The organism is Dactylosporangium sp. CA-152071 (genome assembly GCF_050936335.1).
Classification (GTDB): domain Bacteria; phylum Actinomycetota; class Actinomycetes; order Mycobacteriales; family Micromonosporaceae; genus Dactylosporangium; species Dactylosporangium maewongense.
Genome location: NZ_JBNJMZ010000002.1, coordinates 2,379,477 through 2,403,490, shown reverse-complemented (window position 1 = coordinate 2,403,490; position 24,014 = coordinate 2,379,477). Strand labels below are relative to the sequence as shown.

Annotated in this window: 24 protein-coding genes; 13 read left to right on the top strand and 11 right to left on the bottom strand. The window is 71.6% G+C overall.

The window, feature by feature from the left end:
• Nucleotides 1-7 precede the first annotated feature (7 nt).
• The 7 genes from ACQEVZ_RS50895 to ACQEVZ_RS50865 all read left to right on the top strand — a co-directional run bounded on the left by ACQEVZ_RS50895 (nt 8) and on the right by ACQEVZ_RS50865 (nt 8,617).
• Entirely contained in the window at nt 8-1,009 is a 1,002-nt protein-coding gene (locus ACQEVZ_RS50895) for a LacI family DNA-binding transcriptional regulator (protein ID WP_344499144.1), read from the top strand.
• A gap of 172 nt (nt 1,010-1,181) precedes the next feature.
• Complete coding sequence (locus ACQEVZ_RS50890; RefSeq protein ID WP_433382542.1) at nt 1,182-2,855, top strand: ABC transporter substrate-binding protein; 1,674 nt, start codon at nt 1,182-1,184, stop codon at nt 2,853-2,855.
• Between the two features lie 92 nt (nt 2,856-2,947).
• Nucleotides 2,948-4,081 (top strand): ABC transporter ATP-binding protein, encoded by a 1,134-nt coding sequence (locus ACQEVZ_RS50885; RefSeq protein WP_433382539.1) that lies wholly within the window; start codon nt 2,948-2,950, stop codon nt 4,079-4,081.
• Nucleotides 4,078-5,058 carry an ABC transporter permease gene (locus ACQEVZ_RS50880; RefSeq protein WP_344499150.1) on the top strand — a complete coding sequence of 327 codons (981 nt, stop codon included), beginning with the start codon at nt 4,078-4,080 and terminating at the stop codon, nt 5,056-5,058. Before ACQEVZ_RS50885 ends, ACQEVZ_RS50880 begins: the two co-directional genes overlap by 4 nt.
• A gap of 1 nt (nt 5,059) precedes the next feature.
• Nucleotides 5,060-6,166 (top strand): ABC transporter permease, encoded by a 1,107-nt coding sequence (locus tag ACQEVZ_RS50875; protein WP_433382535.1) that lies wholly within the window; start codon nt 5,060-5,062, stop codon nt 6,164-6,166.
• Nucleotides 6,163-7,176, top strand: coding sequence for an ABC transporter ATP-binding protein (locus ACQEVZ_RS50870; RefSeq protein WP_344499154.1), 1,014 nt, complete (start codon nt 6,163-6,165; stop codon nt 7,174-7,176). Before ACQEVZ_RS50875 ends, ACQEVZ_RS50870 begins: the two co-directional genes overlap by 4 nt.
• A gap of 46 nt (nt 7,177-7,222) precedes the next feature.
• Nucleotides 7,223-8,617, top strand: coding sequence for a GH1 family beta-glucosidase (locus ACQEVZ_RS50865; protein ID WP_344499156.1), 1,395 nt, complete (start codon nt 7,223-7,225; stop codon nt 8,615-8,617).
• A gap of 1 nt (nt 8,618) precedes the next feature.
• Here ACQEVZ_RS50865 and dinB read toward each other — a convergent pair whose 3' ends face one another.
• The 5 genes from dinB to ACQEVZ_RS50840 all read right to left on the bottom strand — a co-directional run bounded on the left by dinB (nt 8,619) and on the right by ACQEVZ_RS50840 (nt 12,757).
• Nucleotides 8,619-9,809, bottom strand: coding sequence for a DNA polymerase IV (gene dinB / locus ACQEVZ_RS50860; protein ID WP_433382530.1), 1,191 nt, complete (start codon nt 9,807-9,809; stop codon nt 8,619-8,621).
• A 307-nt stretch (nt 9,810-10,116) separates the two neighbouring features.
• Entirely contained in the window at nt 10,117-10,464 is a 348-nt protein-coding gene (locus ACQEVZ_RS50855) for a hypothetical protein (protein ID WP_360561242.1), read from the bottom strand.
• Complete coding sequence (locus ACQEVZ_RS50850; protein WP_354896587.1) at nt 10,464-10,910, bottom strand: hypothetical protein; 447 nt, start codon at nt 10,908-10,910, stop codon at nt 10,464-10,466. The genes ACQEVZ_RS50855 and ACQEVZ_RS50850 overlap by 1 nt, the downstream gene beginning before the upstream one ends.
• Nucleotides 10,897-11,772 (bottom strand): hypothetical protein, encoded by an 876-nt coding sequence (locus ACQEVZ_RS50845; RefSeq protein WP_433382526.1) that lies wholly within the window; start codon nt 11,770-11,772, stop codon nt 10,897-10,899. Before ACQEVZ_RS50845 ends, ACQEVZ_RS50850 begins: the two co-directional genes overlap by 14 nt.
• Before the next feature lie 133 nt (nt 11,773-11,905).
• Entirely contained in the window at nt 11,906-12,757 is an 852-nt protein-coding gene (locus ACQEVZ_RS50840) for a hypothetical protein (RefSeq protein WP_433382523.1), read from the bottom strand.
• 96 nt (nt 12,758-12,853) lie between these two features.
• Between ACQEVZ_RS50840 and ACQEVZ_RS50835 the strand changes: the two genes are divergently transcribed.
• The gene (locus tag ACQEVZ_RS50835) at nt 12,854-14,101 is read left to right on the top strand and encodes an MFS transporter (protein WP_433382520.1); all 1,248 of its coding nucleotides are present in this window, start codon (nt 12,854-12,856) and stop codon (nt 14,099-14,101) included.
• Here the strand turns inward: ACQEVZ_RS50835 and ACQEVZ_RS50830 are convergent.
• Both ACQEVZ_RS50830 and ACQEVZ_RS50825 read right to left on the bottom strand, forming a co-directional pair.
• A complete protein-coding gene (locus ACQEVZ_RS50830; protein ID WP_433382517.1) occupies nt 14,036-15,466 on the bottom strand; it encodes an ATP-binding protein in 1,431 nt (476 codons plus the stop codon). The genes ACQEVZ_RS50835 and ACQEVZ_RS50830 overlap by 66 nt on opposite strands.
• Before the next feature lie 85 nt (nt 15,467-15,551).
• Nucleotides 15,552-17,204 (bottom strand): FAD-dependent oxidoreductase, encoded by a 1,653-nt coding sequence (locus tag ACQEVZ_RS50825; RefSeq protein ID WP_433382514.1) that lies wholly within the window; start codon nt 17,202-17,204, stop codon nt 15,552-15,554.
• A gap of 54 nt (nt 17,205-17,258) precedes the next feature.
• Here ACQEVZ_RS50825 and ACQEVZ_RS50820 point away from each other — a divergent pair, with 54 nt between their 5' ends.
• The 3 genes from ACQEVZ_RS50820 to ACQEVZ_RS50810 are packed head-to-tail and all read left to right on the top strand — an operon-like array spanning nt 17,259 to nt 19,695.
• The gene (locus tag ACQEVZ_RS50820) at nt 17,259-17,549 is read left to right on the top strand and encodes a UBP-type zinc finger domain-containing protein (RefSeq protein ID WP_360561232.1); all 291 of its coding nucleotides are present in this window, start codon (nt 17,259-17,261) and stop codon (nt 17,547-17,549) included.
• A gap of 33 nt (nt 17,550-17,582) precedes the next feature.
• On the top strand, nt 17,583-18,905 hold the full coding sequence (locus ACQEVZ_RS50815) for a condensation domain-containing protein (protein WP_433382510.1): 1,323 nt from the start codon (nt 17,583-17,585) through the stop codon (nt 18,903-18,905).
• A 31-nt stretch (nt 18,906-18,936) separates the two neighbouring features.
• A complete protein-coding gene (locus ACQEVZ_RS50810; RefSeq protein ID WP_433382507.1) occupies nt 18,937-19,695 on the top strand; it encodes a maleylpyruvate isomerase family mycothiol-dependent enzyme in 759 nt (252 codons plus the stop codon).
• A gap of 1 nt (nt 19,696) precedes the next feature.
• Here the strand turns inward: ACQEVZ_RS50810 and ACQEVZ_RS50805 are convergent, their stop codons facing one another.
• Entirely contained in the window at nt 19,697-20,566 is an 870-nt protein-coding gene (locus tag ACQEVZ_RS50805; protein WP_433382504.1) for an NAD(+)/NADH kinase, read from the bottom strand.
• Between the two features lie 92 nt (nt 20,567-20,658).
• On the bottom strand, nt 20,659-21,240 hold the full coding sequence (locus ACQEVZ_RS50800) for a DUF1275 family protein (protein ID WP_433382501.1): 582 nt from the start codon (nt 21,238-21,240) through the stop codon (nt 20,659-20,661).
• 138 nt (nt 21,241-21,378) lie between these two features.
• Between ACQEVZ_RS50800 and ACQEVZ_RS50795 the strand changes: the two genes are divergently transcribed.
• A complete protein-coding gene (locus tag ACQEVZ_RS50795; RefSeq protein ID WP_433382498.1) occupies nt 21,379-21,849 on the top strand; it encodes an ATP-binding protein in 471 nt (156 codons plus the stop codon).
• 49 nt (nt 21,850-21,898) lie between these two features.
• On the top strand, nt 21,899-22,057 hold the full coding sequence (locus tag ACQEVZ_RS50790) for a hypothetical protein (protein WP_433382495.1): 159 nt from the start codon (nt 21,899-21,901) through the stop codon (nt 22,055-22,057).
• Between the two features lie 964 nt (nt 22,058-23,021).
• Here ACQEVZ_RS50790 and ACQEVZ_RS50785 read toward each other — a convergent pair.
• Together ACQEVZ_RS50785 and ACQEVZ_RS50780 are read right to left on the bottom strand one after the other, a co-directional pair.
• Nucleotides 23,022-23,444: a VOC family protein gene (locus tag ACQEVZ_RS50785; RefSeq protein ID WP_344499188.1), complete on the bottom strand. Its 423-nt coding sequence runs from the start codon at nt 23,442-23,444 to the stop codon at nt 23,022-23,024.
• A gap of 128 nt (nt 23,445-23,572) precedes the next feature.
• A complete protein-coding gene (locus ACQEVZ_RS50780; protein ID WP_344499190.1) occupies nt 23,573-23,995 on the bottom strand; it encodes a helix-turn-helix transcriptional regulator in 423 nt (140 codons plus the stop codon).
• Between the last annotated feature and the right edge of the window lie 19 nt (nt 23,996-24,014).

The window sequence follows — 24,014 nt, the reverse complement described above, 5'->3', positions numbered from 1 at the left end:
TCGCGGCGTGCCGATCACCATCGCCGATGTTGCCTCACGGGCCGGGGTCAGCAAGACCACCGTCTCGCGGGTGCTCAACGGCAAAGGCGAGGTCGACGAGTCGACCGCGGCACGGGTGCGGAGGGTCATCGACGAGCTGGGTTACACGCCCAGCGCGCGGGCGGTCAACCTCGCCCGGGGCCACACCAGGGTCATCGGGATGTTGGTGCCTTCGCTGATCTGGCCGTGGATGGGCGAGATCGTGCAGGGAGCCGTTGATGTCGTCGAAGCGGAGGGTTACGGGTTGCTGCTCTTCACGTGCAACCGTGGCGCCGAGTCGATGCGCCAGTTCTCGGCGCAGGTCTCCGGCAAGGCCTTCGACGGCCTGCTGGCGATCGAGCCGGAGGGCACCCTGGACTACCTCGCCGACCTGTATGCCGGCGGCCTGCCGGTGGTGCTCATCGACGACCGCGGCGACAAGCCGCTCATGCCGTCGGTGGGGACCACCAACCGGGCCGGCGGGGCCCTGGCCGCCCGGCATCTGGTCGAGATCGGCCGGCGGCGCCCCCTCGTCATCACCGGATCCGAGAAGTTCGGCTGCACGCAGGACCGGCTCGGTGGCTTCGCGGACGTGTTCGCGGCCGCCGGTCACCCGGTCGACCCGCGTTTCGTGATGGAGGGCGACTTCACCTACGACTGCGGCTCCCAGGCGATCCGGCGGGCGCTGGACCTGGGGCTGGAGTTCGACTCGGTCTTCGCCCACAACGACCTGTCCGCGGCGGGCGCCCTCCAGGGGCTGCGCCAAGCGGGCCGCGCGGTGCCGGATGATGTCGCCCTCGTGGGCTTCGACGACATCGTCCACGCCGCGCACACCGAGCCACCACTCACGACCATCCGCCAGCCGATGCGGCAGATGGGCGAGATGGCGGCCCGGCGGCTCATCGCACACTTCGACGGCACGCCGTTGACGAGTGAGCCCAACATCCTGTCCACCACGCTCGTCGTGCGGTCCTCGACCATGCCGGCGTAGCCCGAGCGCTCCACCGCACCATCCCCGCACCAACCCGCACCACCCGGCACCACCCGGCACGACGCACCACCGATACCGCACCAAAGGGCGGGACCTGCCGCAAGAAGGCCCCGTCGTCATACCCCGAATGCCCGCCCCACCTGTCGATCCAGGTACGTAAGGAGACACCCCCGTGCATACCAGACGCTCCGTTGTGCTCGGCCTCGCCGGGTTGCTCGCCACCGGCGCTCTCGCTGCGTGTGGCGACTCGCCGAACGCCGACAACGCGAAGAAGGGCCCGACGGTCCTCAACGTCGGCATGCCGAACGGCCCGCAGACCGAGAACCAGAACCCGTTCCTCAGCACCTCCGCGGCGTCCAAGTCGGGCTACCGCTGGGCGCTCTACGAGCCGCTGATGATGTGGAACCCGGTCAAGCCGGCCGACCCGATGAAGCCGTGGCTCGCCACCAAGGCGGAGTGGTCGAAGGACTACACCTCGGTCAAGGCCACCATCCGCGACAACGCCACCTGGTCCGACGGCCAGAAGGTCACCGCCGAGGACGTCGCGTTCACGTACAAGCTGCTGCGTGACAACGAGGCGCTCAACACCGGTGGTCTCACCATCTCCGACGCGACGGCCAGCGGCGCGGACGTGACCATCACGTTCAAGAACCCGCAGTTCGTCAGCCAGCACAAGGCCATCGCCCAGGTCCCGATCGTCCCCAAGCACATCTGGGAGAAGGTCTCGGACCCGAAGGCGGAGCTCGCCAAGAACCCGATCGGCTCCGGCCCGTACACGCTGAAGTCGTTCACCCCGCAGACCGCCACGCTGACGGTCCGCGACAAGGGCTACTGGCAGGCGCTGCCGCAGGTCAAGGAGCTGCGGTACACCTCCTACACCGACAACAACGCGCAGACCACCGCGCTCGCCAACGGTGAGTCGGAGTGGAGCTTCGTCTTCATCCCCAATGTGAAGACGGTCTTCATCGACAAGGACGCCGCGCACCACAAGATCTGGGCCCCGCCGGTCCTCGGCATCCACGGCCTGTACATCAACACCACCAAGGCGCCGTTCGACGACAAGAACCTGCGCGTGGCCATGAGCATGGTCATCGACCGTGACGACATCTTCAACACGGCCGAGGCCGGCTACTTCCACCCGCTGGTGAAGAGCGTGACCGGTCTGCCCAGCCCCGCCGGCGACGCGTTCCTCGCGCCGGAGTTCAAGGGCAAGGACTACAAGATCGACATCGAGGGCGCCAAGGCGCTCCTCACCGCCAACGGCTACAAGTACGAGGGCACCACGCTGAAGGACAAGTCGGGCAAGGCCGTCACCCTGACGCTGACCGACCCGGCCGGTTGGTCGGACTACCAGACCTCGCTGGAGATCGTGAAGGCCAACCTTCAGAAGATCGGCATCGAGGCGACGGTCGAGAAGGCCAACCAGGACGCGTGGTTCAAGAACGTCGAGGCCGGTCAGTTCGACGCGGGCTTCCGGTGGACCAACGGCGGTAACACGCCGTACGACATCTACCAGACGATCATGGACGGCGACCTGCTCAAGCCGGTCGGCACCGCCAGCCCCGCCGGTAACTTCGGGCGCTTCAACAACCCCGAGGCCACCAAGGCGCTGCGCGACTACCAGTCGGCGACCGAGGACTCGGTCCGTGTCGAGGCGATGAACAAGCTCCAGAAGATCTTCGTCGAGCACATGCCGATGATCCCCGTCGGCGCCGACAATGTCGGTGGGGCCTACTCCACGAAGCAGTGGACCGGCTGGCCGGACGACGCCAACCCCTACGGCGCCGCCCAGCCCACCCAGGCGAACGCGCTCGACGTGATCCTGCACCTCAAGCCGGCCTCCTGACCGGTCGCTAGTGACGGCGCTCCCCGGGTTGCCCGCGCGGGCAACCCGGGGAGCGCCACCCCGTGACGACACCCCAAGACAGGAACATCGGCATGACGTTGAGCGAAAGCACGGCGGCGCCGGTCGGCGAGGTGGTGCTGGAGGCTGTCGGCCTGACCAAGCATTTCCCCGTCCGCAGGCGAATGCGTGACCTTTTCTCCGGCACCAAGGCAGCCGTCCACGCGGTGGACGACGTCTCCTTCACTCTGCGACGGGGCAGAGTCACGGCACTGGTCGGCGAGTCCGGCTCCGGCAAGTCCACAGTCGCCCGGCTGCTCGCGCAGCTCTACCCGCGCACCGGCGGCGACATCCTCCTGCACGGCACGTCGACCAAGGTCAACGGGGGCAGGCGCTTCCGGAACTACGTCAAGCGCGTGCAGCTCATCTTCCAGGACCCGTTCGGTTCGCTCAACCCGGTGCACACGGTCCGCTACCACCTCACCCGGTCGCTGAAGATCCACGGCAACGCCGGCAAGACCGCGGCCGAGCTCGAGGAAGCCCTCGCGAACCTGCTGACCCGGGTCAGCCTCACCCCGCCCGAGCGCTACATCGACAAGTTCCCGCACGAGCTGTCCGGCGGCCAGCGCCAGCGCGTCGCGATCGCCCGCGCCCTCGGCGCCGACCCCGAGGCCCTGCTCGCCGACGAGCCGGTCTCCATGCTCGACGTGTCGATCCGCCTCGGCATCCTCAACCTGCTGCGTGATCTGAAGGAACGGCTCAACCTCGCCATCCTGTACATCACGCACGACATCGCCTCGGCCCGCTACTTCGCCGACGAGACCATGGTCATGTACGCCGGCCGGATGGTCGAGGGCGGCGACAGCGAGACCGTCACGCAGAACCCCGCGCACCCGTACACGCGGCTGCTGATCGAGTCCGCGCCCGACCCGGACCGCATCGAAGGCATCGCCGACCCGGCGAACATGGACCGGGGCAACGGCGAGCCGCCGAGCCTGATCCGGCCCCCCGCCGGCTGCCGCTTCAACCCCCGCTGCCCGCACGCCATGCCCCGCTGCAAGGTCGACCTGCCGCCGCGGCTGGAGATCGGTGACCGCGACGGGCACTGGGCCGCCTGCTGGCTGTACGACGCGGACACCGTCGCCAAAGAAGGCATCGGCTCCGCTGCCAACGGCAGCGCCGCCATCCCCACGCCGCCGGCTCTGACGCTGACGGAGGAGGCACGATGAAGTTCCTGCTGCAACGCTTCGCCTTCTACCTGTTCACGGCGTGGGCGGCGATCACCCTCAACTTCTTCATCCCGCGGGTCATGCCCGGCGACCCGGTCAGCGCCCTGATCTCCAAGAACCAGGGCCGGCTGTCCAGCGACGCGATCCAGTCCATCAAGGTGCTGTTCGGCCTCGACAAGGACCAGAGCCTCTGGGAGCAGTACATCGGCTACTGGAAGCAGCTGCTGCACGGCGACCTCGGCCTGTCGTTCACGTTCTACCCGACGTCGGTGTCCGAGGTCATCGGCCAGAGCCTGCCGTGGACGATCGGCCTGGTCGGCATCACCACGATCCTGAGCTTCATCATCGGCACCGCGCTGGGCGTCGGCGCCGGCTGGAAGCGCGGCTCGTGGATCGACAGCCTGCTGCCGGCGACCACGTTCCTGTCCTCGGTGCCGTACTTCTGGCTCGGTCTCGTCGCGATCGCCCTGCTCGCCGGCCCCGGCAGCTGGTTCCCGTCGTCCGGCGGCTTCACCCCCGGCCTGGTGCCGGCGTTCGACCAGTACTTCATCGGCAGCGCGCTCAACCACAGCATCCTGCCCGCGGCGACGATCCTCATCTCCTCGATGAGCGGCTGGATCCTCGGCATGCGCAACATGATGGTCACCGTCTCCTCGGAGGACTACATCACCGTCGCGCACGCCAAGGGCCTGTCCGACAAGCGGGTCGCCTTCAGCTACGCCGCCCGCAACGCGCTGCTGCCCAACGTGTCCGGCTTCGCGCTGTCGCTGGGCTACATCGTCGGTGGCACCCTCCTGGTGGAGATCGTGTTCTCCTACCCGGGTGTGGGTTACCAGCTCTTCCAGGGTGTCCAGGCCTACGACTACCCGCTGATGCAGGGCATCTTCCTGGTCATCACGATCTCGGTGCTGGTGGCCAACCTGCTGGCCGACGTGGCCTACCTGCTGCTCGACCCGCGCACCCGAAAGAGTGGTTGAGATGACCGTCACCCCGTCCAGCATCGAGCAGGTGATCCCGGGCCAGGGTTCGATGGCCCAGCCGAGCGTGAAGCCGGCCTCGAAGGCGAAGCGCAAGCGGTTCCGGTTCATCGCCAACGGCAAGGCCGCGACCGGCCTCATCGTGCTCGGCATCTACGTGCTCATCGCGATCATCGGGCCGTGGATCTCGCCGTACGACCCGGACCTCATCACGGCCGACAAGCTGCAGGCGCCGTCCGGCTCGCACTGGTTCGGCACCGACCACCTCGGCAAGGACATCTTCAGCCAGATCCTCGTCGGCGCCCGCGGCGTCGTCGTGGTCGGCGCGATCGCCGGCATCGTCGCGACGGTCCTGTCGGTGCTCATCGGCGTCACGTCCGGCTACCTCGGCGGCGCCGCCGACGAGAGCCTCTCCGCGGTGTCCAACGTCTTCCTGGTCATCCCCGGCCTGCCGCTGATCATCATCGTCACGTCCACCATCACCAACGCCGGCGACATCGTCGTGGCGCTGGTCATCGGGTGTACGTCCTGGGCGTACGGCGCCCGGGTCCTACGAGCACAGACCCTCTCGCTGAGACGGCGGGACTACGTCGAGGCGTCCCGCGCGACCGGCGAGAAGACCTGGCGGATCGTGCTGTTCGAGATCCTGCCGAACCTGACCGCGATCATCGCGTCCAGCTTCGTCGGCACCGTCATCTTCGCCGTCATGTCCGAGATCACCCTCGCGTTCATCGGCATCTCGTCGGTGTCGACCTGGAACTGGGGCACGATCCTGTTCTGGGCGCAGGGCCAGCAGGCCCTCGCGCAGGGCGCCTGGTGGTGGTTCGTGCCGGCCGGTCTGGCCATCGCGTTCCTCGGCACCGCGCTCAGCCTGATCAACTTCGGCATCGACGAGTTCGTCAGCCCCCGCCTGCGCACCTCCGGCGCGGGCTCCCGGCGCGCCCCCAACGGCGACAAGGTCACCATGCGGGTCGGGTTCACGCCCGTCATCCGCGGCCGCGCCGACAGCACCCCCGAGATCGAGATCAAGCACCAGACCAAGCAGGCCGGCCCGACCGACGACCAGGACGACGCCGTCGGCTCGGTGGAGTATGGAGCGAAGCCATGACCCGCACCCTGACCCGGCCGCTGCTGGAGATCAAGAACCTCGACGTCGACTACGGTCTCGGCGAGGAGGGGGTCAAGGCGGTCCGCGACGTCAGCCTCACCATCCACCGCGGCGAGGTCGTCGGCCTCGCCGGCGAGAGCGGCAGCGGCAAGTCGACCCTCGCCTACGGCGTCACCCGGCTGCTCCCGCCGCCCGGCGTCGTCGCCAACGGCTCCGTCATCTACCACCCGCCGACCGGCGACCCGTACGACGTGCTCAACCTCTCCAACGAGGAGCTGCGCAAGTACCGGTGGGCGGAGACGTCGATCGTGTTCCAGGGCGCGATGAACTCGCTCAACCCGGTGCACAAGATCTCCGTCGGCCTGATGGACGCGATCAAGGCGCACGACCCGAGCTCCACCAAGGCGGCCCGGGTCGCGCGGGCCAAGGAGCTGCTGCGGCTCGTCGGCATCGCCGAGGACCGGCTCGACGCGTACCCGCACCAGCTGTCCGGCGGCATGCGCCAGCGCGTCATGATCGGCATGGCGCTCGCCCTGGAACCGCAGCTGGTCATCATGGACGAGCCGACCACCGCGCTCGACGTCGTCATGCAGCGGCAGATCCTCGGCCAGCTCGTCGAGCTGCGCGAGCGGCTCGGCTTCTCCGTCCTGTTCATCACGCACGACCTGTCGCTGCTGGTCGAGTTCTCCGACCGGATCGCGATCATGTACGGCGGGCGGATCGTGGAAGAGGCGCCTTCGGCGGCGATCTACCGCGACCCGAAGCACCCGTACAGCGCCGGGCTGCTGCGCTCGTTCCCGGCGCTGCGCGGCGAACGGCGGGAGCTGGCCGGCATCCCCGGCTCGCCGCCCGACCTGCGCGGCATGCCGTCCGGTTGCGCGTTCCACCCGCGCTGCCCGAAGGCGTTCGAGCCGTGCCCGACCAAGATTCCGATCCTGGGCAAGCCCGACGATCACGTCGGTGAGCCCCGCACCGTCGCCTGCTGGCTGCATCCGGTCACCGCCGGCTGAGCCTGCCAACGGGCACACCGTCCCAGTAACTGCAAACAGGAGAACCATGGACACGACCGCGACACCCCTCGATGTGCAGAACCCGATCGCCACACTCCCGCCTTCCTTCCGTTGGGGAGTGGCGACCTCGGCCTACCAGATCGAGGGCGCGGTCGACGAGGACGGGCGGACCCGGTCCATCTGGGACACGTTCTGCGAGGTGCCCGACGCGATCGACAAGGGAGACACCGGCGAGGTCGCCTGCGACCACTACCACCGCATGCCGCAGGACGTCGCGCTGATCCGCGACCTCGGCGTCGACCTCTACCGGTTCTCCGTGGCGTGGCCGCGGGTCCAGCCCCGCGGCCGCGGCCCGGTCAACCCGGCCGGGCTCGGCTTCTACGACCGGCTCACCGACGAGCTGCTCGCCAACGGCGTCGAGCCGTGGATCACCCTGTACCACTGGGACCTGCCGCAGGAGCTGGAGGACGCGGGCGGCTGGCCCGTCCGCGACACCGCCTACCGCTTCGCGGACTACAGCATGCTCGTCTTCGACGCGCTCAAGGACCGCGTCAAGACGTGGACGACGCTCAACGAGCCGTGGTGCTCGGCGATGCTCGGCTACGCCTACGGCGTGCACGCCCCCGGCCGGCGCGACTTCGCCGCCAGCATGCACGCCGTGCACCACCTCCTGCTCGGTCACGGCCTCGCGACCCAGCGCATGAAGGCGGCGGCGGCCCCGCACCACGAGTTCGGCATCACGCTCAACATGGGCGTCAGCACCCCCGAGACCGACAGCGCCGCCGACCGCGACGCCGCCCGGCGCAGCGACGCGCTCAGCACCCGCATCTACCTCGACCCGCTCGTGCACGGCCGGTACCCGGCGGACCTCGTCGCGGACCTCGCCGCGCAGGGCATCGAGCTGCCCGTGCAGGACGGCGACCTCGAGGTCATCAAGACGCCGCTGGACGTCCTGGGCGTCAACTACTACTTCAGCGAGACGGTCTCCGGCGTCGACGAGGACGGCAACACCCACGACGCCACCGGCCTGCCCGTCAGCCGCCCCATCCCGACCGGCCGCCCGATCACCGCGATGGGCTGGGAGATCGTCCCCGAGGGCTTCACCCAGCTCCTCGTGCGCCTGTGGGAGGACTACCGGCTGCCGATCTTCGTCACCGAGAACGGCTCCGCCTTCTACGACGAGCCCGACGAGACCGGCTTCGTCCGCGACGACGACCGGGTCGCCTACTTCGACTCCCACATCGGCGCGGTCGCCGTGGCCCGCCAGCAGGGCGCGGACATCCGCGGCTACTTCGCGTGGTCGCTCATGGACAACTTCGAGTGGGCCTACGGCTACGACAAGCGCTTCGGCATCGTCTACGTCGACTACGACACGCAGGAGCGCACCCCGAAGCAGTCCGCGCACTGGTACCGCGACACCATCAAGGCGCTGCGCGGCTGAGCTAGTCCGGCAGCAGGGGAGTTGTGGGCCCCTGCTGCCGGCCCAGCAGCGACGCCCTCGTCAGCGCCGCCGAGCCGAACCGGTCCCGGACCTGGTCCATCGCCTGGTCCAGCTCGCCGCCGGTGTGCGCCCGCAGCGGCAGCTCCAGCTGCACGGCACCGTCCCCGTCCAGGTTCGCGACGGCGATGCCGATGAGCGTCAGCCCCCGGTTCGCGATCAGCGACGCTTCCTTGTGATGCAGCATCTGTACGGCGTCCAGAATCGTCGCGGTGTGCCACGTCTCCTTCGCCAGGGTGTGCGAGCGCGTCGCCTTCGTGAAGTCCGCGAACCGCATCCGCAGCACGACCGTGCGACCGCCCCGCTCGGCGGCCCGGAGGCGCCGGCAGACCCGGTCGACCAGCTCCGCGAGGACCGCGTCGACGAATGCCGGCTGGTGCGGCCCGCGGCCGAGGGCCCGCTGCGCCCCCATCGACCGGCGGCGCCGGTTGGTCTGCACCGGCCGCGGGTCCCGGTTGTGCGCGAGGGCGTGCAGGTGCCGCCCCGTGCCCTCGCCGAGCATCGACACCAGGGTCGCCTCACCGAGCCGGGCGACCTGCCCCACCGTCATGACCCGGTGCGCGTGCAGCTTCGCCGCCGTGACGGCCCCGACGCCCCACAGCCGCTGCACGGGCAGCGCGTGCAGGAACGTGAGCTCGTCGGCGGGCTCCACGACCAGCAGCCCGTCGGGCTTGGCGACCCCGCTGGCCACCTTCGCCAGGAACTTCGTCCGCGCCACCCCGACCGTGATCGGCAGCCCGACCTCCCGCAGCACGTCGGCCCGCAGCTTCTCGGCGATCCGCCGCGGCGTCCCCGCGATCCGCCACAGCCCCCGCACGTCGAGGAACGCCTCGTCGATCGAGATCCCCTCCACGACCGGCGTCGTGTCCCGGAACACCTCGAACACCCGCCGGCTGGCCTCCGAGTACGCCCGCATCCGCGGCGGCACGACGACCGCCTCCGGGCACAGCTGCCGCGCCTGCCGCCCACCCATCGCCGTGCGCACCCCGCGCCGCTTCGCCTCGTAGCTGCACGCGAGCACCACCCCGCCACCGACGATCACCGGCCGCCCCCGCAGGCGCGGGTCGTCGCGCTGCTCCACCGACGCGTAGAACGCGTCCAGGTCAGCGTGCAGGATCGAGGCCCCGTCGGACACGAACATATGTTCGCATGACCGCCCCTTGCCAGGGCAAGGATCGCCATCCTCGAGCCGGGGTCACGGGCCACCGATGCCCAGCACCGTGCACACACCCTTATGGTCGAGGGCGCGCCAAGGAGTCGACCGGCCAGCACTTGGGCGTCCGCGACTCTGCCTGACCCGCAACCCTTACACTCAACGAACCGCGTCGGCGCAGGCCGCTCGTCGGCCCTCAGATCAGCTCGCGCCACACCGTTCGCCGGCCTTCAGATCAGCTCGCGACGCGCCGGTTCGACGAGCCGGGCGATGGATCGCGAGCCGGGGGCTACGTGGGTGGGCCGCCCTGCTTGCCGGCGATCAGCGCCCACACCACGGCGACCACCCCGCCGGCGGCCATCAGCGCGCCGGCGAACAGAGCCAGGAACAGCCAGCTGCGGCCGCCGCCGGTCTCGAAGTGCACGCCGTCGTCGGAGACCGGGCTGAGGAGGCGCCAGACGACACGAATGCCCAGGATCGTCGCGCAGATGCCGACGAGCAGCAGGTCCCCGGCGTCGGTGTCAGGGTCCCAGGGGCCGAAGTGCTTCAGCACGAAGACCGACCCGGTGACCACGATGGCGAGGACCGCCGACCAGTCGGCTGCCCGGCCGACGGCTTCCGGTGAGGGGCCCTTCATCAGCGGTCCTCCACGCCCAGCGGCAGGCGGGCCAGCCGGCTCTCCGCCACCCGTACGCGGATGTGGGTCCAGCCCTCGTCCTCCGCGATGATCGGCAACACGTCGCTGAGCAGCCGGGCGATCCGGGCCGCGGCCTCGGAGTCGCGGGAGAGCTGCTCCCGGGCGGTGGCCACGACCATCTGCTGCACCACCCGCGTGGCGGCGACGGAGGCGCCGAGCCACACCAGCGCGGTGACGACCAGGCTCACGGCGTCCGTCCGTGCCGCCATGGCGACGGCGACCACCACCGGCAGCAGCAGGATGGACGCCGCGGACCCCGCGATCCGGGCGGTCGCGCCCCGGCGGCGCAGGGCGTCCGAGTCGCGCAGGAGACGCTCGGCGGTGGCCAGGTACTCCTCGAACTCGGCGCCGGTGGGTTCCCGGGAGCCGGCCTCACCGAACGCCACAGTGCGCCTCCAGACGGGCGAAGAACTCGGTCAGCAGGACCAGTGAGTCGGCCGGCTCCAGCTCCGGCTCCACGCTGCAGGCCAGCAGCGGGTCGGGGTCCCAGCGCTGCGGTCCGGTGCTCACCGCGACGACGTCGACCTCGAGGCCGAACCGGCGGCCGAACGCCGCCAGCCGCCGCCCGAACGCCGACGTCCGGTAGTGCTCCAGCGCCTCGTCGACCCGCGACCAGAAGAGGTCGGCCTTGTTGACGGCGACCATGAGGAACCGCGGCCGGCCACCGGCCGGGTTGCGGACCCAGGACGCCGCGAGGCGTTGCAGCGCGTCCTCCAGGTCCTGCTCCTCACGCTTGAGCAGCAGCTCCCGCAGCTTCTTCAGGTGGTCCTCGGCGAGCCGGTGACCGGGGCTGCCGGCGGTCGTGCGCAGCACCTTGCGGACCAGGGCGGCGTCGCCGCGGGTGTCCCAGATCTCGTTGTGCCCCCAGCAGGTCACGTAGACCGCGCCCATCGTCGTGTGCCCGGGCATGAGCCGGTCGCCGAAGGTCCTGGTCCGCTCGCGGCTCGCCTGGCCGGGCACGATGGTCAGGGTGACCTTGGTCCGCTTCGGGAACCACATGGTCCGGGACCGCGCGACGACGAAGTTCATGTCCTCGCGGTCGTCGCTCATCTCGGTCGGGTCAGGACTGCCCCGCTGCGCCGTCGTCCACGAGTCGCAGAGCATGTCCTTACCCGCTCCGGGCGCCCCGGCGACGAGGATCGTGACCGGCGAACTGATCCGGGAGAACCCGTTCGCGAGGGTCACGGTCGTCGGCGCGCGCCCGGCGACTTCAGGGGAGAGCACGGGTCGTTCCGCGGGAGCGGTCACAGCATCCATCCATGGAGGCAACAGCGGACGCTCACCGTAGCCGGGCATTCACCGGCGTTGCCAGTCGCCGAAGGTGCGGCCCGCCCTGCCGGAACGGCCGGCGACACCCGCGAATCGAGCGAAGACCACACGGTCAGGGCAGCGGAAGGCGACGCCGCGAATCCGAAGACCACACGGCCAGCGCGGTGACGGCCGTGGCGGCGAGCAGCAGCAGGACCCCGATGTTGGCCAGGAGGCGGAAGCCGATGCCGGTGTAGGCGTCCCAGGACGGGATCGGCTCGGTCACCGGCGCCAGGTACATCGTGGCGACGACCGCATACGTCAGCAGGGTGCACGGCGCCAGGAACCCGACGCCGGCCCAGGCGGTCACGGCCGCCACCCGGCCGTTGTCCACGGCCCGGCGCATCCCGACCCAGCCGAGGGCGAACCCGACCAGGCCGAAGAGGGCGACCAGCGGGGCGACCGACGGCGGCGGACGCCGGCTGATCTCCAGGACGAGCCCGCCGGCCCCCTCCTGGTACACCTGCACGACCAGGTCGCGGCTGACCGCGGTGACGCCCTCGGCCTGGCCGGGCAGGTCCGGGGCGCGGGTGTCGACCTTCCAGTAGTGGTCCTTGACGAGCGCCTCCCGGGCGACGCCGATCGCGCCCGTGACGTTCTGCGCCGGAGGGTCGACGTGGTAGGCGATGTAGCCGCCGTTGTAGTCGTCGCCGCCGAACAGCAGCGCCTGCACGCCCTCGTACGGCGGGTCGTAGCCGAACGGTGGCTCGTGCCGCCGGTCCGGGGCGTGCAGGCGGGTGCCCGGCACGAGCGGCTGGACGGTCTCCAGCGCGAACCGGTCGGCGGGCAGGTCGTCGGACACCTGCCAGGCGAGCCAGCCGCCGAGGCCGGCGCCCAGCGCCGCGAGGGTGAGCGCACCGGCGAGCTTGGTGACCCAGTCGACCCATCCGCGACGCGACCTCGGTGCGGGTTCCGGCGTGTCCATACTTGATCTCCCCGATCGACGAACGGCGCTCGCACCATACACGGACACCCGGAAAAGCGCGTGCGGGTCGCGGTGCCGGTCGCGTAGAACTGCCGGGTGCTACGACTCTGGGCGGCGGTGCTGCGGCGGCCGTTCGCGACGGCCCTGGCGGTCACGAACCTGCTCACCCGGTTGTCGGCCGGGGCGGTCGCTCTCGCGCTGGTCCTGCTGCTGCAGCACGAGCGGGGGTCTTTCGGCGCGGCAGGGTTCGTCGCCGGTGTGTTCGCCGTCGGTACCGCCGCCGCGGCGCCGATCGTCGGCCGGCTCGTCGACCGGACCGGCCAGACACCGGTGCTGCTCGTGACCGCGGCCCTGCACGGAGGGTCCCTGCTCGGCGTGGCGGCACGGCCGTCGGCGCCGCTGTGGGTCCTCGCCGCGCTCGCCGGCGTCGCGGGCGCGGCACGGCCACCGGTCGCGGCGTGCATGCGCGGCATCTGGATCGCGATGCTGGGCGAGGGCGCGCAGCTGCGGGCGTCGTACCGCCTGGAGAGCGCGCTGCTGGAGGTCGGGTTCATCGCCGGGCCGGTCGTGGCGGGCGCGGTCGTCGCGGTCGGGCGGCCGGCGCTCGGGCTGGTGCTGACGGCGGGTCTCGCGGTCGTGGCGACGGCGGCGTTCGCGCTGCTGCCGCCGGCCCGGGCGTGGCGGCCGGCGCCGCGCGTGGCCCGGGCGGGCGTCCTCGGGCCGCTACGGGCCCCGGCGGTGCTGTCGCTGGTCGGCTCGCGGGCGGCGCTCGGCGTCGCGATCGGCGCGGTGCAGGTGGCGGCGGCCGCGTTCGCCACCGACGGCGGGCGGGCCGGGTTCGCGGGGGTGCTGCTGGGCGGGTTCGCGGCGGGCAGCCTGCTGGGCAGCCTCGGGCCGCACGTGACGCCGGCGAGGTTCACCCTGCTGTCGGCCGCGATGGCGCTGGTACTGGCGCCGCTGCTGCTCCCCGCCGGCCTCTGGTGGCTGGCGGGGCTGTTCGTCCTGGCCGGGGCGCCCCTCGCGCCGTTGAACGCGCTCGCCTACGAGCTGACCGACCTGGCCGCCCCGCCGGGCACCGGCACCGAGGCCCGCATGTGGACGAGCACGGCGACGGCGGCCGGGGCGGCCCTCGGCAGCGCGCTCGCCGGTGCGGCCGTCGACGGCGCGGCGCCCCGGGCGGCGGTCGCGGTGGCCCTCGCCGGCGCGGTGGCCGCGGCGGCGGTCACGCTGCTGACCCACCGCACCGTGACCGCGCCGGGCGAGCCGCGGCGACCGGCGTCAGGCGGTGGGGGCGGGCTCGGTCAGCGGCAGCAGGACGAGGAAGCGGGTGTCGCCGGGGCTTGACGTGACCCGGATGTCGCCGTGGTGCTTCTTCACCACGATGCGGTACGAGATGTCCAGCCCGAGCCCCGTGCCCTCACCGACCGGCTTGGTGGTGAAGAACGGCTCGAAGATGCGCGGCCGGACCTCGGCGGGGATGCCGGTGCCGGTGTCGGCGAACTCGACCGCCAGGCAGTCGCCGTCGCGGGACGTGGTGATGGTGAGGGTGCCGTCGCCGTGCATGGCGGCGACCGCGTTGTCGATGAGGTTGGTCCACACCTGGTTGAGCTCGGCGGCGTACGCGGGGATCGGCGGCAGGTCCCGGTCGTAGCGGGTGACGACCTTGACCCCCTGCTTGGAGATCTTCGCGTTGAGCATGATGAGGGTCGCGTCGAGCAGCTCGTGCACGTCGGCGACCTGGAACGGCCCGCGGTCCAGCTGCGAGTACTGCTTCGCCGCGTTGACGAGACCGGAGATGCGGGTGACGGCGTCGTCGATCTCGCCCATCAGCAGCTCGGTCTCGATGGTGTAGACGAGCCAGCGCACGGCCGGCTCGAGGTCGAGCTTGCCGACGCAGACCTTCACGTCCTCCAGCCACGGCACGTCGACACCGCCGGCGACCAGGGTCGGGGCGAGGTCCCAGGCGCCGTTGACGCCGCGCTCGTCGAGCCAGTCGCCGACGGCGTCCTCGGCGTCGCTGGCGTCCAGGGCGGAGCGCTTCGGGGCGGTCGCGGCCAGTTTGACGGCGCGCTCCTGCAGCTCGACGAGCCCGTGCAGCTGCTGGCCGTCGAGCCGGCCGTCGGCGATCATCGCGAGCTTGTGCCGCATGCCGGCGACCCGGTCACGCAGGACGGCGGTGGCGCGCACGGCCGCCGCGGCCGGGTTGTTGAGCTCGTGGGTCAGGCCGGCGGACAGCGCGCCGAGGGCGAGGAGCCGCTCCCGCTCGGCGGCCGCGTTGTTGACGTTGCGCATGCCGAAGAACAGGCCCTCGAGCAGGTGCATCGCCATCGGGAACCACTCGCGCATCGCGGCGCCGAGCTCGACGGCGGGCAGCTCGTACAGCTCGGAGTCGGTGATCGCGTGCATCGTGTTGTTGTAGACCTGCGGGACCCGGTCGCCGAGGTACGCCTGCGTGGCGCCGCCGTAGACGCCGACCTGGTCGGTGCGGCTGAGCTCGATGTCGTCGCCGTGCACGTTCCGGCTGAGGCTCACGGTGCCGGACAGCAGCACCACGAAGCAGGTCGCCGGCTCGCCCTCCTGGTACACCGGCCGCCCGGACTCGTAGCGCACCGCGGTGCCGCGGGCGGCGAGCCAGTCCAGCTGCTCGTCGTCGAGCGCCTCGAAGAGGAACAGCCCGCGGAGCTCTTCCTGGGTAAGCCGTCGGCTCATTCCGTCACCTCCGCTGCGCTCCGGCGCCGGACTGAGCCGAACCTGCGCCCATGATGAGCAGCCACTCCGCTGCGCTCCGGCCTGCTCATTGCCCCTCCACCAAGTACCGGTGCACCAGTGAGACCGCCATCGCGCCTTCGCCGACCGCCGATGCGACCCTCTTCACCGAGTCTGCGCGCACGTCACCCGCGGCGAACACTCCCGGGACGCTCGACTCCAGGTGATAGGGGTCACGGCCGAGCGCCAGATGGTCGCCGCTCGCGGCGACGTCCGGCCCGGTCAGCACGAACCCGCGGGCGTCGCGCTGCACCACGCCCTCCAGCCAGTCGGTGCGGGGCTCCGCGCCGATGAAGATGAAGAGCCAGGAGCTGTCGACGGTCCGCTCGGCGCCGCCGTCGACCGGCCGCAGCGTGAGCCGCTCCAGGTGCTCGTCGCCGTCGGCGCCGACGATCTCCGTGCACGGGTGGACCTCGATCGTCGGGACCGCCGCGATCTGCTCGATCAGGTACCGCGACATCGACGCGTCCAGGTTGGGGGCGCGGATGACGAGGTGGACGCGGCGCGCGTACCGGCTGAAGAACATCGCGGCCTGCCCGGCCGAGTTGGCCCCGCCGACGATGTAGACCTCCTGGTCGGAGCAGCTCGGCGCCTCCGTCGACGCGGAGCCGTAGTAGACGCCCCGGCCGTGGAACTGCTCCAGACCCGGTGCGCGCAGCCGCCGGTACGCGACCCCGGTGGCCAGGATGACGCTGTGCGCCGCGATCGTCGTGCCGTCCTCGAAGTGCAGGACCCGCGCCGAGCCCTGCACCGCCAGGCGGGTGACCTTGCACGCGGTGAGCAGCTCGGCGCCGAACTTCACCGCCTGCCGGCGGGCCCGGTCGGTGAGCTGCGCGCCGGACACGCCGTCGGGGAAGCCGAGGTAGTTCTCGATCCGGCTGCTCTGCCCGGCCTGACCGCCCGTCGCCCGCTCCTCCAGCAGCACGGTGCGCAGCCCCTCGGAGGCGCCGTAGACGGCCGCGCCGAGACCGGCGGGCCCGCCGCCGACGACGACGAGGTCGTAGAAGTCGGACGCGGGCGTCGTGGTCAGGCCCACCTGCACCGCCAGCTCGGCCTCACCCGGCGCGACCAGGGTCTTGCCCTCCTGGGTGACGACGAGCGGGACGTCGGCCTCGGTCAGCCCGGCCGCCGTCAGCAGCCGCTGCCCTTCGTCGTCGTCGGTGGTGTACCAGCGGTACGACACCATGTTGCGGGCCAGGAAGTCCCGCACCTTGAACGACGGCGCCGACCACCGGTGCCCGACGACCTTCACGTCGGCGACCGGCCGGTCGGGGGCGGCCTTCCACGCCTCGAGCATGGCGTCGATCACCGGGTACAGCTTCTCCTCCGGCGGGTGCCACGGCTTGAGCAGGTAGTGGTCGAGGTCGACGACGTTGATCGCCTGGATCGCGGCATCGGTGTCGGCGTACGCGGTCAGCAGCACCCGCCGGGCACGCGGGAACAGGTCCATCGCGGCCTCGAGGAACTGCAGGCCGGTCATGTTCGGCATGCGGTAGTCGGCGAGCAGCACCGCGACCTGCTCGCCGCGCAGCTTCAGCTCCTTGAGCGCGTCCAGGGCCTCCTGACCGGAGTCGGCGCGGATGATGCGGTAGTCCTCGGCGTACTGCTTCCGGAGATCACGGGCGACCGCCCGGGACACCGCGGGATCGTCGTCCACGGTCAAGATCGCTGGCTTGGCCATGGACCCAATCCAACCACGGGTTTCCTCGATCGCCCATTGGATACTGTGTGCTCCGTGAGCAACCCGTGTGAGCACCTCGACCAGATCCACGACGTCCAGCCGAGCGCGGACGGCTGCGAGGACTGCCTCGCCGCCGGCGGCCGCTGGGTGCACCTGCGGCTGTGCCTGACGTGCGGGCACGTCGGCTGCTGCGACTCGTCACCGGCGAAGCACGCCACCGCGCATTACCACACCGGCGGTCACCCGCTGGTCCAGTCCTTCGAGCCGGGTGAGGAGTGGGTGTGGTGCTACGCCGACGACGCCCTGCTCAAGGTCGACGGCCTGCCGTCGCGGTCCCACCCATAGACCGGCGTTTTTTCCGCGTCCTAAAGTAAGTGGATGCGGGTGACGTTCGAAGGCGGCGGCGCGGGCACCGGACCGCTGTCCTGGGGGCAGCTGGACATCTGGCTCAAGATGACCACGCTCGGGCACTCCCTGGCGATGGGCGGGACCCGGCCGCTGCCGCCCGGGACCACGACCGACGACGTCGCCGGCGAGCTGCAGTACCTGATGAGCCGCTACGAGAGCATGCGCACGCGGCTGGTCTTCGCCGGCGACGGGCCGCCGCACCAGGTCGTGCACGGCGCCGGCGCGATCGACCTCGAGGTCCTCGACGACGCCGACCCGGCCGGGGTCGAGGCCCGGTTCCGCGCCGTCCCCTTCGACCACGTCCACGAGTGGCCGGTCCGCATGGCCGTCGTCCGCACCGCCGGCGTGTGCTCCCACGTGGTCCTGATCATGTCGCACCTCGTCATGGACGGCGCCGGCGCGGTGCGGATGATGACCGAGACCGACGCCCGCACCGACACCCCCGTCGAGGGGCACTCCGCGCTCGAGCAGGCCCGGCTGCAGGCGTCACCGGCCGGCGTACGGCAGAACGCGGCCTCGCTGCGGCACTGGGACACCCACCTGCGCGCCATCCCCGACCCGGGCCTCGCCCCGTCCCGCGACGTGCGCACCCCGCGGCACTGGACCGGCGTCCTGCACTCCACGGTCCTGCCGGCGGCGCTGCGCACGGCGGCGCTGCGGGCCGGAGTCGAGCCGGCGCCCGCCCTGCCGGCCGCGTTCGCCATCGCGTTCGCCCAGGTCACCGGCGTCACCGTGGTGCCGCTGCGGCTGATCTCGAGCAACCGCTACCGGGCCGGGCTGGCCGGCGTCGTCGCCCCCGTTTCGCAGATGGGGCTGTGCGTCATCGACACCGCCGGCGGCTTCACCGACGTGCTGGACCGCACCCGCCGGGCCGCGCTCACCGCGTACAAGCACGCCTACTACAACCGGCACGACCTCAACGCGGTGATCGCGGGCGTGGTCGCCGACCGGGGGCCGCAGTTCTCCCTGGACGTCAGCCTCAACGACCGGCGCCTCGGCGGCGAGCTGCAGGACGTGCCCCGCCCGGAGCGCAGCGAGTTCGCCTGGGTCGACCGCTCCGACGAGCCGTCCTCGGCGCTGTTCCTGAGCGTCGACGGCTCCGACGAGGCGGTGGAGATCACGATGTACGTCGACAGCCACCTCATGGCCCCTTCCGAGGCCGAGGCGCTGCTGTGGGCGATGGAGTCGATCGCGGTCGCCGCAGCGTCCTCGTCTTCGGTGTCTTCCGAGTCTTCGGTGTCTTCGGACGTGCCGCATGTCGAGGAAGCCGTGGTGGCTCCGACCTCCTCGTGACAGCGTCACCGTCGCGTACCCGAGGAGAACCATGCGTTTCGAGGACCACTGCGGGTGGATCGTCGCCCAGACCGAGCTGCTCGTCGACGGCCTGCACGGCGCGTCCCTGACCGCGCCCGTGCCGTCGTGCCCCGGCTGGACCCTGGGCGCGCTGCTGCGGCACATCGGCGGCGGGCACCGGTGGGCCACCGAGATCGTCCGGACCAGGGCGACCGGGTTCCTGCCCGACGGCATCGTCCGCGACGTCGCCGGCGACGACACCGGACCCGTCCCGGCGGCGTGGCTGCTCGACGGCGCCCGCGAGCTCGCCGGCGCGCTGCGCGAGGCCGGCCCGGACGCTCCGGTGTGGACCCCGTTCGACCTGGGCGGCATGCCCTTCTGGGCGCGCCGCTTCGCCCACGAGACGCTCATGCACCGGGCCGACGCGACCCTGGCCGCCGCGGTGCCGTTCGCGGTGTCCACGGACGTCGCCACCGACGCGCTCGACGAGTGGATGGCGCTCGACGCGCACCCGATCCACTTCGACCTCACCCCCGGCAAGCGGGCCGTCCTCGGCCCCGGCCGCACGCTGGCGCTGAGCGCGGACGACCTGCCCGCGGCGTGGTTCGTCGACCTGACCGGGGACGTCAACACCTGGCGCCGCGGCGGCGGACCCGCGGCCGTCACCGTCCGGGCGCCGGTCCAGGAGCTGTTGCTGCTGGTGTACCGGCGCCGCGACGCCGACGGTCTGGCGATCGACGGCGACGCCGGGGTGCTGCGCCACTGGCTGGATCACATCGCCTTCGGCTGAGCTACGGCTCCTCCACCTCCAGGCTGCCGTTGACCCGCAGCTTGCGGCGGGCCCGTTCGTAGAACGTGGTGTACCCGAGGCGCACCACCTTCGCCGCGGACGGGACCGCCGACACCGTGAGCATGTCACCGGCCTGCAGCTCGCCGCCGAGGATGCCGTCGACCTCCACCACCAGCCGGCCGCTGGTCGGCAGCAGCTCCAGGTCGAGGTCCTCGTCGGGCGAGAGGACCATCGCCCGGTTGAACGCGGAGTGCGCCGCCGCCGGCACGACCAGGATGCCCTCGACGTTGGGCGAGACGATCGGCCCGCCGGCGGAGAAGCTGTAAGCGGTCGACCCGGTCGGCGTGGCGACGATGAGCGCGTCCGCGGAGTACCGCACGAACGGGTAGCCCTGCATCGAGATGCCGACCGCGGCGAGGCCCTGCCCCGGCACCCGCACCAGCGCGATGTCGTTGAAGGCGGTGACGTCCGTGCCGTCGGGCAGCTGGGTGCGGATCGCCATGCGCGGCTCCACGGTGTACCGGTGGGCGTCGATCGAGCTCAGCGCCGCCGGCAGGTCCTCGACGGCGACCTCCGCGAGGAACCCGAGCCGCCCCAGGTTGACCCCCAGCACCGGCGTCGGCTTGCCGGACAGCAGCCGCATGCTGCGCAGCATCGTGCCGTCGCCGCCGAGGCTCACGACCAGCGACGCCCGGCTGACCAGCTCGTCGGCGTCGACCGCGACGGCGGTGCAGTCGATGCGGTCGACCTCGTCGGGCAGCCCGAGGACCGTCGCCTCCCGGGTCTTCGCCCAGTCGATGATGGCGTCGATCGCCGGCTTCGAGTCGCGGCGGGGGTGCAGGACCAGCCCGACCGTGTGCACCATGCCCATGCCGCAACTGTACGGCCGGTCACAGCCTGGCGGGCTCGCGACGCCTGGCGGGTGCGGCGGGGCGGGCTCGCGATGCGCGGCGGGCGCGGCGGTCACAGCCTGGCGGGCTCGCGATGCGCGGCGGGTGCGGTCGTCTCCGCCCGGGTCCGCAGCGACCCCACCACGAGGGCGGCGGCGACGAGCAGCACGGCCGGTAGCGGGCCGATCCACGGTACGTGCTCCAGCAGCAGCCCGGCGCCCACCGCCCCGACCGGGATGCAGCCGAGGGGCAGCAGCTGCTGGACGGCCGCCACCGGGGTGTCCCCGGGCTCGCGGGTCGCGGTGTGCTGCAGGGCCGCGGCGATGGCGGCGAGGGCGAGCAGCGGCAGCTGGGTGAGGCCGCGTGGGTCGTGCGCGGCGACCATCCAGCCGCCGCAGAGCGTGCAGAGCGCGAGCAGCGCGCCGACGAGGCAGCGGCTCGGGGCGACCCGCCGGGCGAGCAGCGCGGTCCCGCCGTACACGGCCACGGACAGCCCCGCCCGAAGCGCCGTCTCCGGCAGCCGCTGCACCCCCGCCACGCCCAGGACGACCAGGTTGCCGGCCACGACGCCACCGAACACACCGCCGAGAAACAGCAGGCAGATGCCGTCGACGTACCCGACCGAGAGGGCCAGCAACCACTGTGTTCGCCGCATTGCCGACCCGTTCCCAGATCCGCGCGACCCACCCTCACCCGCACCGGGTGAGGATTCTTGCTGTGTGACAAACATGAAACCTGTGGTGCTGAGGGTACGGTCGCTGGGAACGACCACTCGGAAGGAGGCGACAACCACGTGTCGATCGCGCTGCGACTCGCACTGCATCTCCCGCGGGACGCCGCGACGGTGCCCATGGCCCGCCGCCTGCTCGACCAGGCGCTGCAGACCCTCGGCGTCGAACCCACCTGCCGCGACGACATCGGCCTGATCCTCACCGAGGCCTGCGCCAACGTCATCGAACACGCCCGCGACATCGACGACTACGAGATCAGCATCGAGGTCACCGACGTTCGCTGCGTGATCCACGTCGTGAACGACGGCTCCGTCATCGACCCGGGCCGCCTCGTCCTCGCCACGGAGATGACCACAACCGAGCTCGCCGCCACCGACTTCGCCGTCCTCGACGAGCACGGCCGCGGCCTGCACATCATCCGCGCCCTCGCCGACGAGCTGTACCTCACCCCAGCCACCGCCGGCGGCCTGATCCTCCGAACCGTGACCACCCTGCGCTGGACCGCTGACGCCGAGATCTGGCAACGCCGCTGACCAACCCCGCCCCAGCCGCGCCACCCCGGCCCCACCCCCGCTCGCCGGCGTGCCAAGCAATGCCGGGCCCGCCCTGCTCAGCCACGTCGCGCCGGGCACCCGGGCCGCCGCGGACGGCCTGATCCTCCAGGTCGCGACCACGCTGTGGTGGACCGCCGGCGCTGAGGCCGCGTCGCGCCGGGCACCCGGGCCGCCGTGGACGGCCTGATCCTCCAGATCCTCCAGGTCGCGACCACGCTGTGGTGGACCGCCGGCGCTGAGGCCGCGTCGCGCCGGGCACCCGGGCCGCCGCGGACGGCCTGATCCTCCAGACCGGGACCGCCCGGCGCCGGACCACTGACGCCAAGATCTGGCAACGCCCTGGGGCTGGACCACTGACGCCAAGATCTGGCAACGCCGCTGACTGACCACCCGGCTCGGCCGCGCCGCGCCGGGCGCCCTGGCTGCCGCGGCGGCCTGATCCTCCAGGCTGTGGCCACCCCGGCGGTGGACCATCGGCGCGAGGTCAGCGGTGCTGCTGACCAACTAGACCCAGCCGCATGCTGTTCACCACCCAGATCCAGCCGCGTCAGGCCGGGTCCGATCCGCCCGGCTATGCCACGCCGGCCCCGACCCGTGACCGCCGCCGACGCGGCCCGCCGCCCGGAAGTGCCCGCGACCCGATTCGCGCTCCGTGTCACCGGCCCCACGCATCGCTCCGTGTCACCGGCCCCATGCATCGCTCCGTGTCACCGGCCCCGCGCATCACGCGCACGGCCGGCGGCGGGCGCCCCCGTGCTCGTTGGCCAGCACGAGACGGATCCCGCACCGTATGCCGCCGCCCGACCGTGCCCGCGACGTACCGTATGCCGCCGCCCGACCGTGCCCGCGACGAGCCGTGACGAGGTCCGCGAGTGGCCCGGAGGTGCTGCGGATGGTCCAGACGCGGGGCTGGTGTTGCCCCACGGCGGGACGTGGGATGCAGCCCCGCTGCTGGACGCGCGCGTGATGCGCGAGGGCGGGCGGCACGTCGGCGGCGGTCACGGGTCAGGGATGGGTGGCGGGCACATTTAGGCGTTGGCGGATGGCGCTACCGGAGCGGCGCCGACCGCTTCACTAAGCACCGTAACGCATACCACCTAATTGATCTTCGAGAGCGTAGCACCCGCGTCACCAAGTGTAAGAGTGGTGGGTCAGGCGGGGTGGCTCAGTTGCTGGATGCGGATGAGGTTGCCGGCGGGGTCGCGGACGGCGCAGTCGCGGACGCCCCAGTGCTGGTCGGTCGGCTCCTGGACGATGTCGGCGTCGTGCTTCTGGAGGCGTTCGAACAGGCTGTCGAGGTCGTCGGTGGCGAGGTTCACGCCGGAGTACGTGCCCTTGGCCATCATCTCGGTGATGGTGCGGCGCTCGTCGTCGGTGACGCCGCTGCCGGGGACCGCGACGGGCTCCAGGACGAGCGACGTGCCGGGCTGGCCGGCGGGGCCGACGGTGATCCAGCGCATGCCCTCGTAGCCGGTGTCGCCGCGGACCTCGAAGCCGAGGACGTCGCGGTAGAAGGTCAGGGACGCGTCCGGGTCGGTGTGCGGCAGGAACGATGAGTGAATGACGATGTCCATACCGGTCACGCTATGTGAGAACGGGATGCGTCTGCTTCTTGATTCCTGACCAGATGCGAGACCGCCGGAGCGGCGGCCCTGGTCAGGAATCAAGAACCTGGTCAGGAATCAAAGAACCTGGTCGGGAATCAAGAAGGATGGCGGACCGGACGGGTCGCCTGCTTCGCGACGCACGGGGACATGCCGTCCGTGGTCGAAGCGGCGCGGGCCCGGTAGGCGCTCGGCGGCATCCCGACCAGCTCGGTGAACCGGGTGCTGAACGTGCCCAGCGACGAGCAGCCGACGGCGAAACACACCTCGGTGACGCTGAGGTCGCCGCGGCGCAGCATCGACATCGCGCGTTCGATCCGGCGGGTCATCAGGTAGCTGTACGGTGACTCGCCGTACGCGGCGCGGAACTCGCGGCTGAGATGGCCCGCCGACATGTGGACGCCGCGGGCGAGGGCCTCCACGTCCAGCGGCTGCGCGTAGTCACGGTCGATGCGGTCGCGGACGCGGCGCAGCCGGACCAGGTCGCTCAGCTGCTGCGGCGATGGGGGTCTGCCGGTCACGCCCGGAATCGTGCCACAG

Bases quoted from the DNA above. Each gene is read 5' to 3' on its own strand.
- ACQEVZ_RS50825 (WP_433382514.1), bottom strand. From the start codon at position 17,204: ATGGCCAAGCCAGCGATCTTGACCGTGGACGACGATCCCGCGGTGTCC.
- ACQEVZ_RS50805 (WP_433382504.1), bottom strand. From the start codon at position 20,566: ATGGGCATGGTGCACACGGTCGGGCTGGTCCTGCACCCCCGCCGCGAC.
- ACQEVZ_RS50840 (WP_433382523.1), bottom strand. From the start codon at position 12,757: ATGGACACGCCGGAACCCGCACCGAGGTCGCGTCGCGGATGGGTCGAC.
- ACQEVZ_RS50830 (WP_433382517.1), bottom strand. From the start codon at position 15,466: ATGAGCCGACGGCTTACCCAGGAAGAGCTCCGCGGGCTGTTCCTCTTC.
- ACQEVZ_RS50810 (WP_433382507.1), top strand. From the start codon at position 18,937: ATGCGTTTCGAGGACCACTGCGGGTGGATCGTCGCCCAGACCGAGCTG.
- ACQEVZ_RS50785 (WP_344499188.1), bottom strand. From the start codon at position 23,444: ATGGACATCGTCATTCACTCATCGTTCCTGCCGCACACCGACCCGGAC.
- ACQEVZ_RS50855 (WP_360561242.1), bottom strand. From the start codon at position 10,464: ATGAAGGGCCCCTCACCGGAAGCCGTCGGCCGGGCAGCCGACTGGTCG.
- ACQEVZ_RS50875 (WP_433382535.1), top strand. From the start codon at position 5,060: ATGACCGTCACCCCGTCCAGCATCGAGCAGGTGATCCCGGGCCAGGGT.
- ACQEVZ_RS50815 (WP_433382510.1), top strand. From the start codon at position 17,583: ATGCGGGTGACGTTCGAAGGCGGCGGCGCGGGCACCGGACCGCTGTCC.
- ACQEVZ_RS50885 (WP_433382539.1), top strand. From the start codon at position 2,948: ATGACGTTGAGCGAAAGCACGGCGGCGCCGGTCGGCGAGGTGGTGCTG.
- ACQEVZ_RS50880 (WP_344499150.1), top strand. From the start codon at position 4,078: ATGAAGTTCCTGCTGCAACGCTTCGCCTTCTACCTGTTCACGGCGTGG.
- ACQEVZ_RS50800 (WP_433382501.1), bottom strand. From the start codon at position 21,240: ATGCGGCGAACACAGTGGTTGCTGGCCCTCTCGGTCGGGTACGTCGAC.
- ACQEVZ_RS50870 (WP_344499154.1), top strand. From the start codon at position 6,163: ATGACCCGCACCCTGACCCGGCCGCTGCTGGAGATCAAGAACCTCGAC.
- ACQEVZ_RS50865 (WP_344499156.1), top strand. From the start codon at position 7,223: ATGGACACGACCGCGACACCCCTCGATGTGCAGAACCCGATCGCCACA.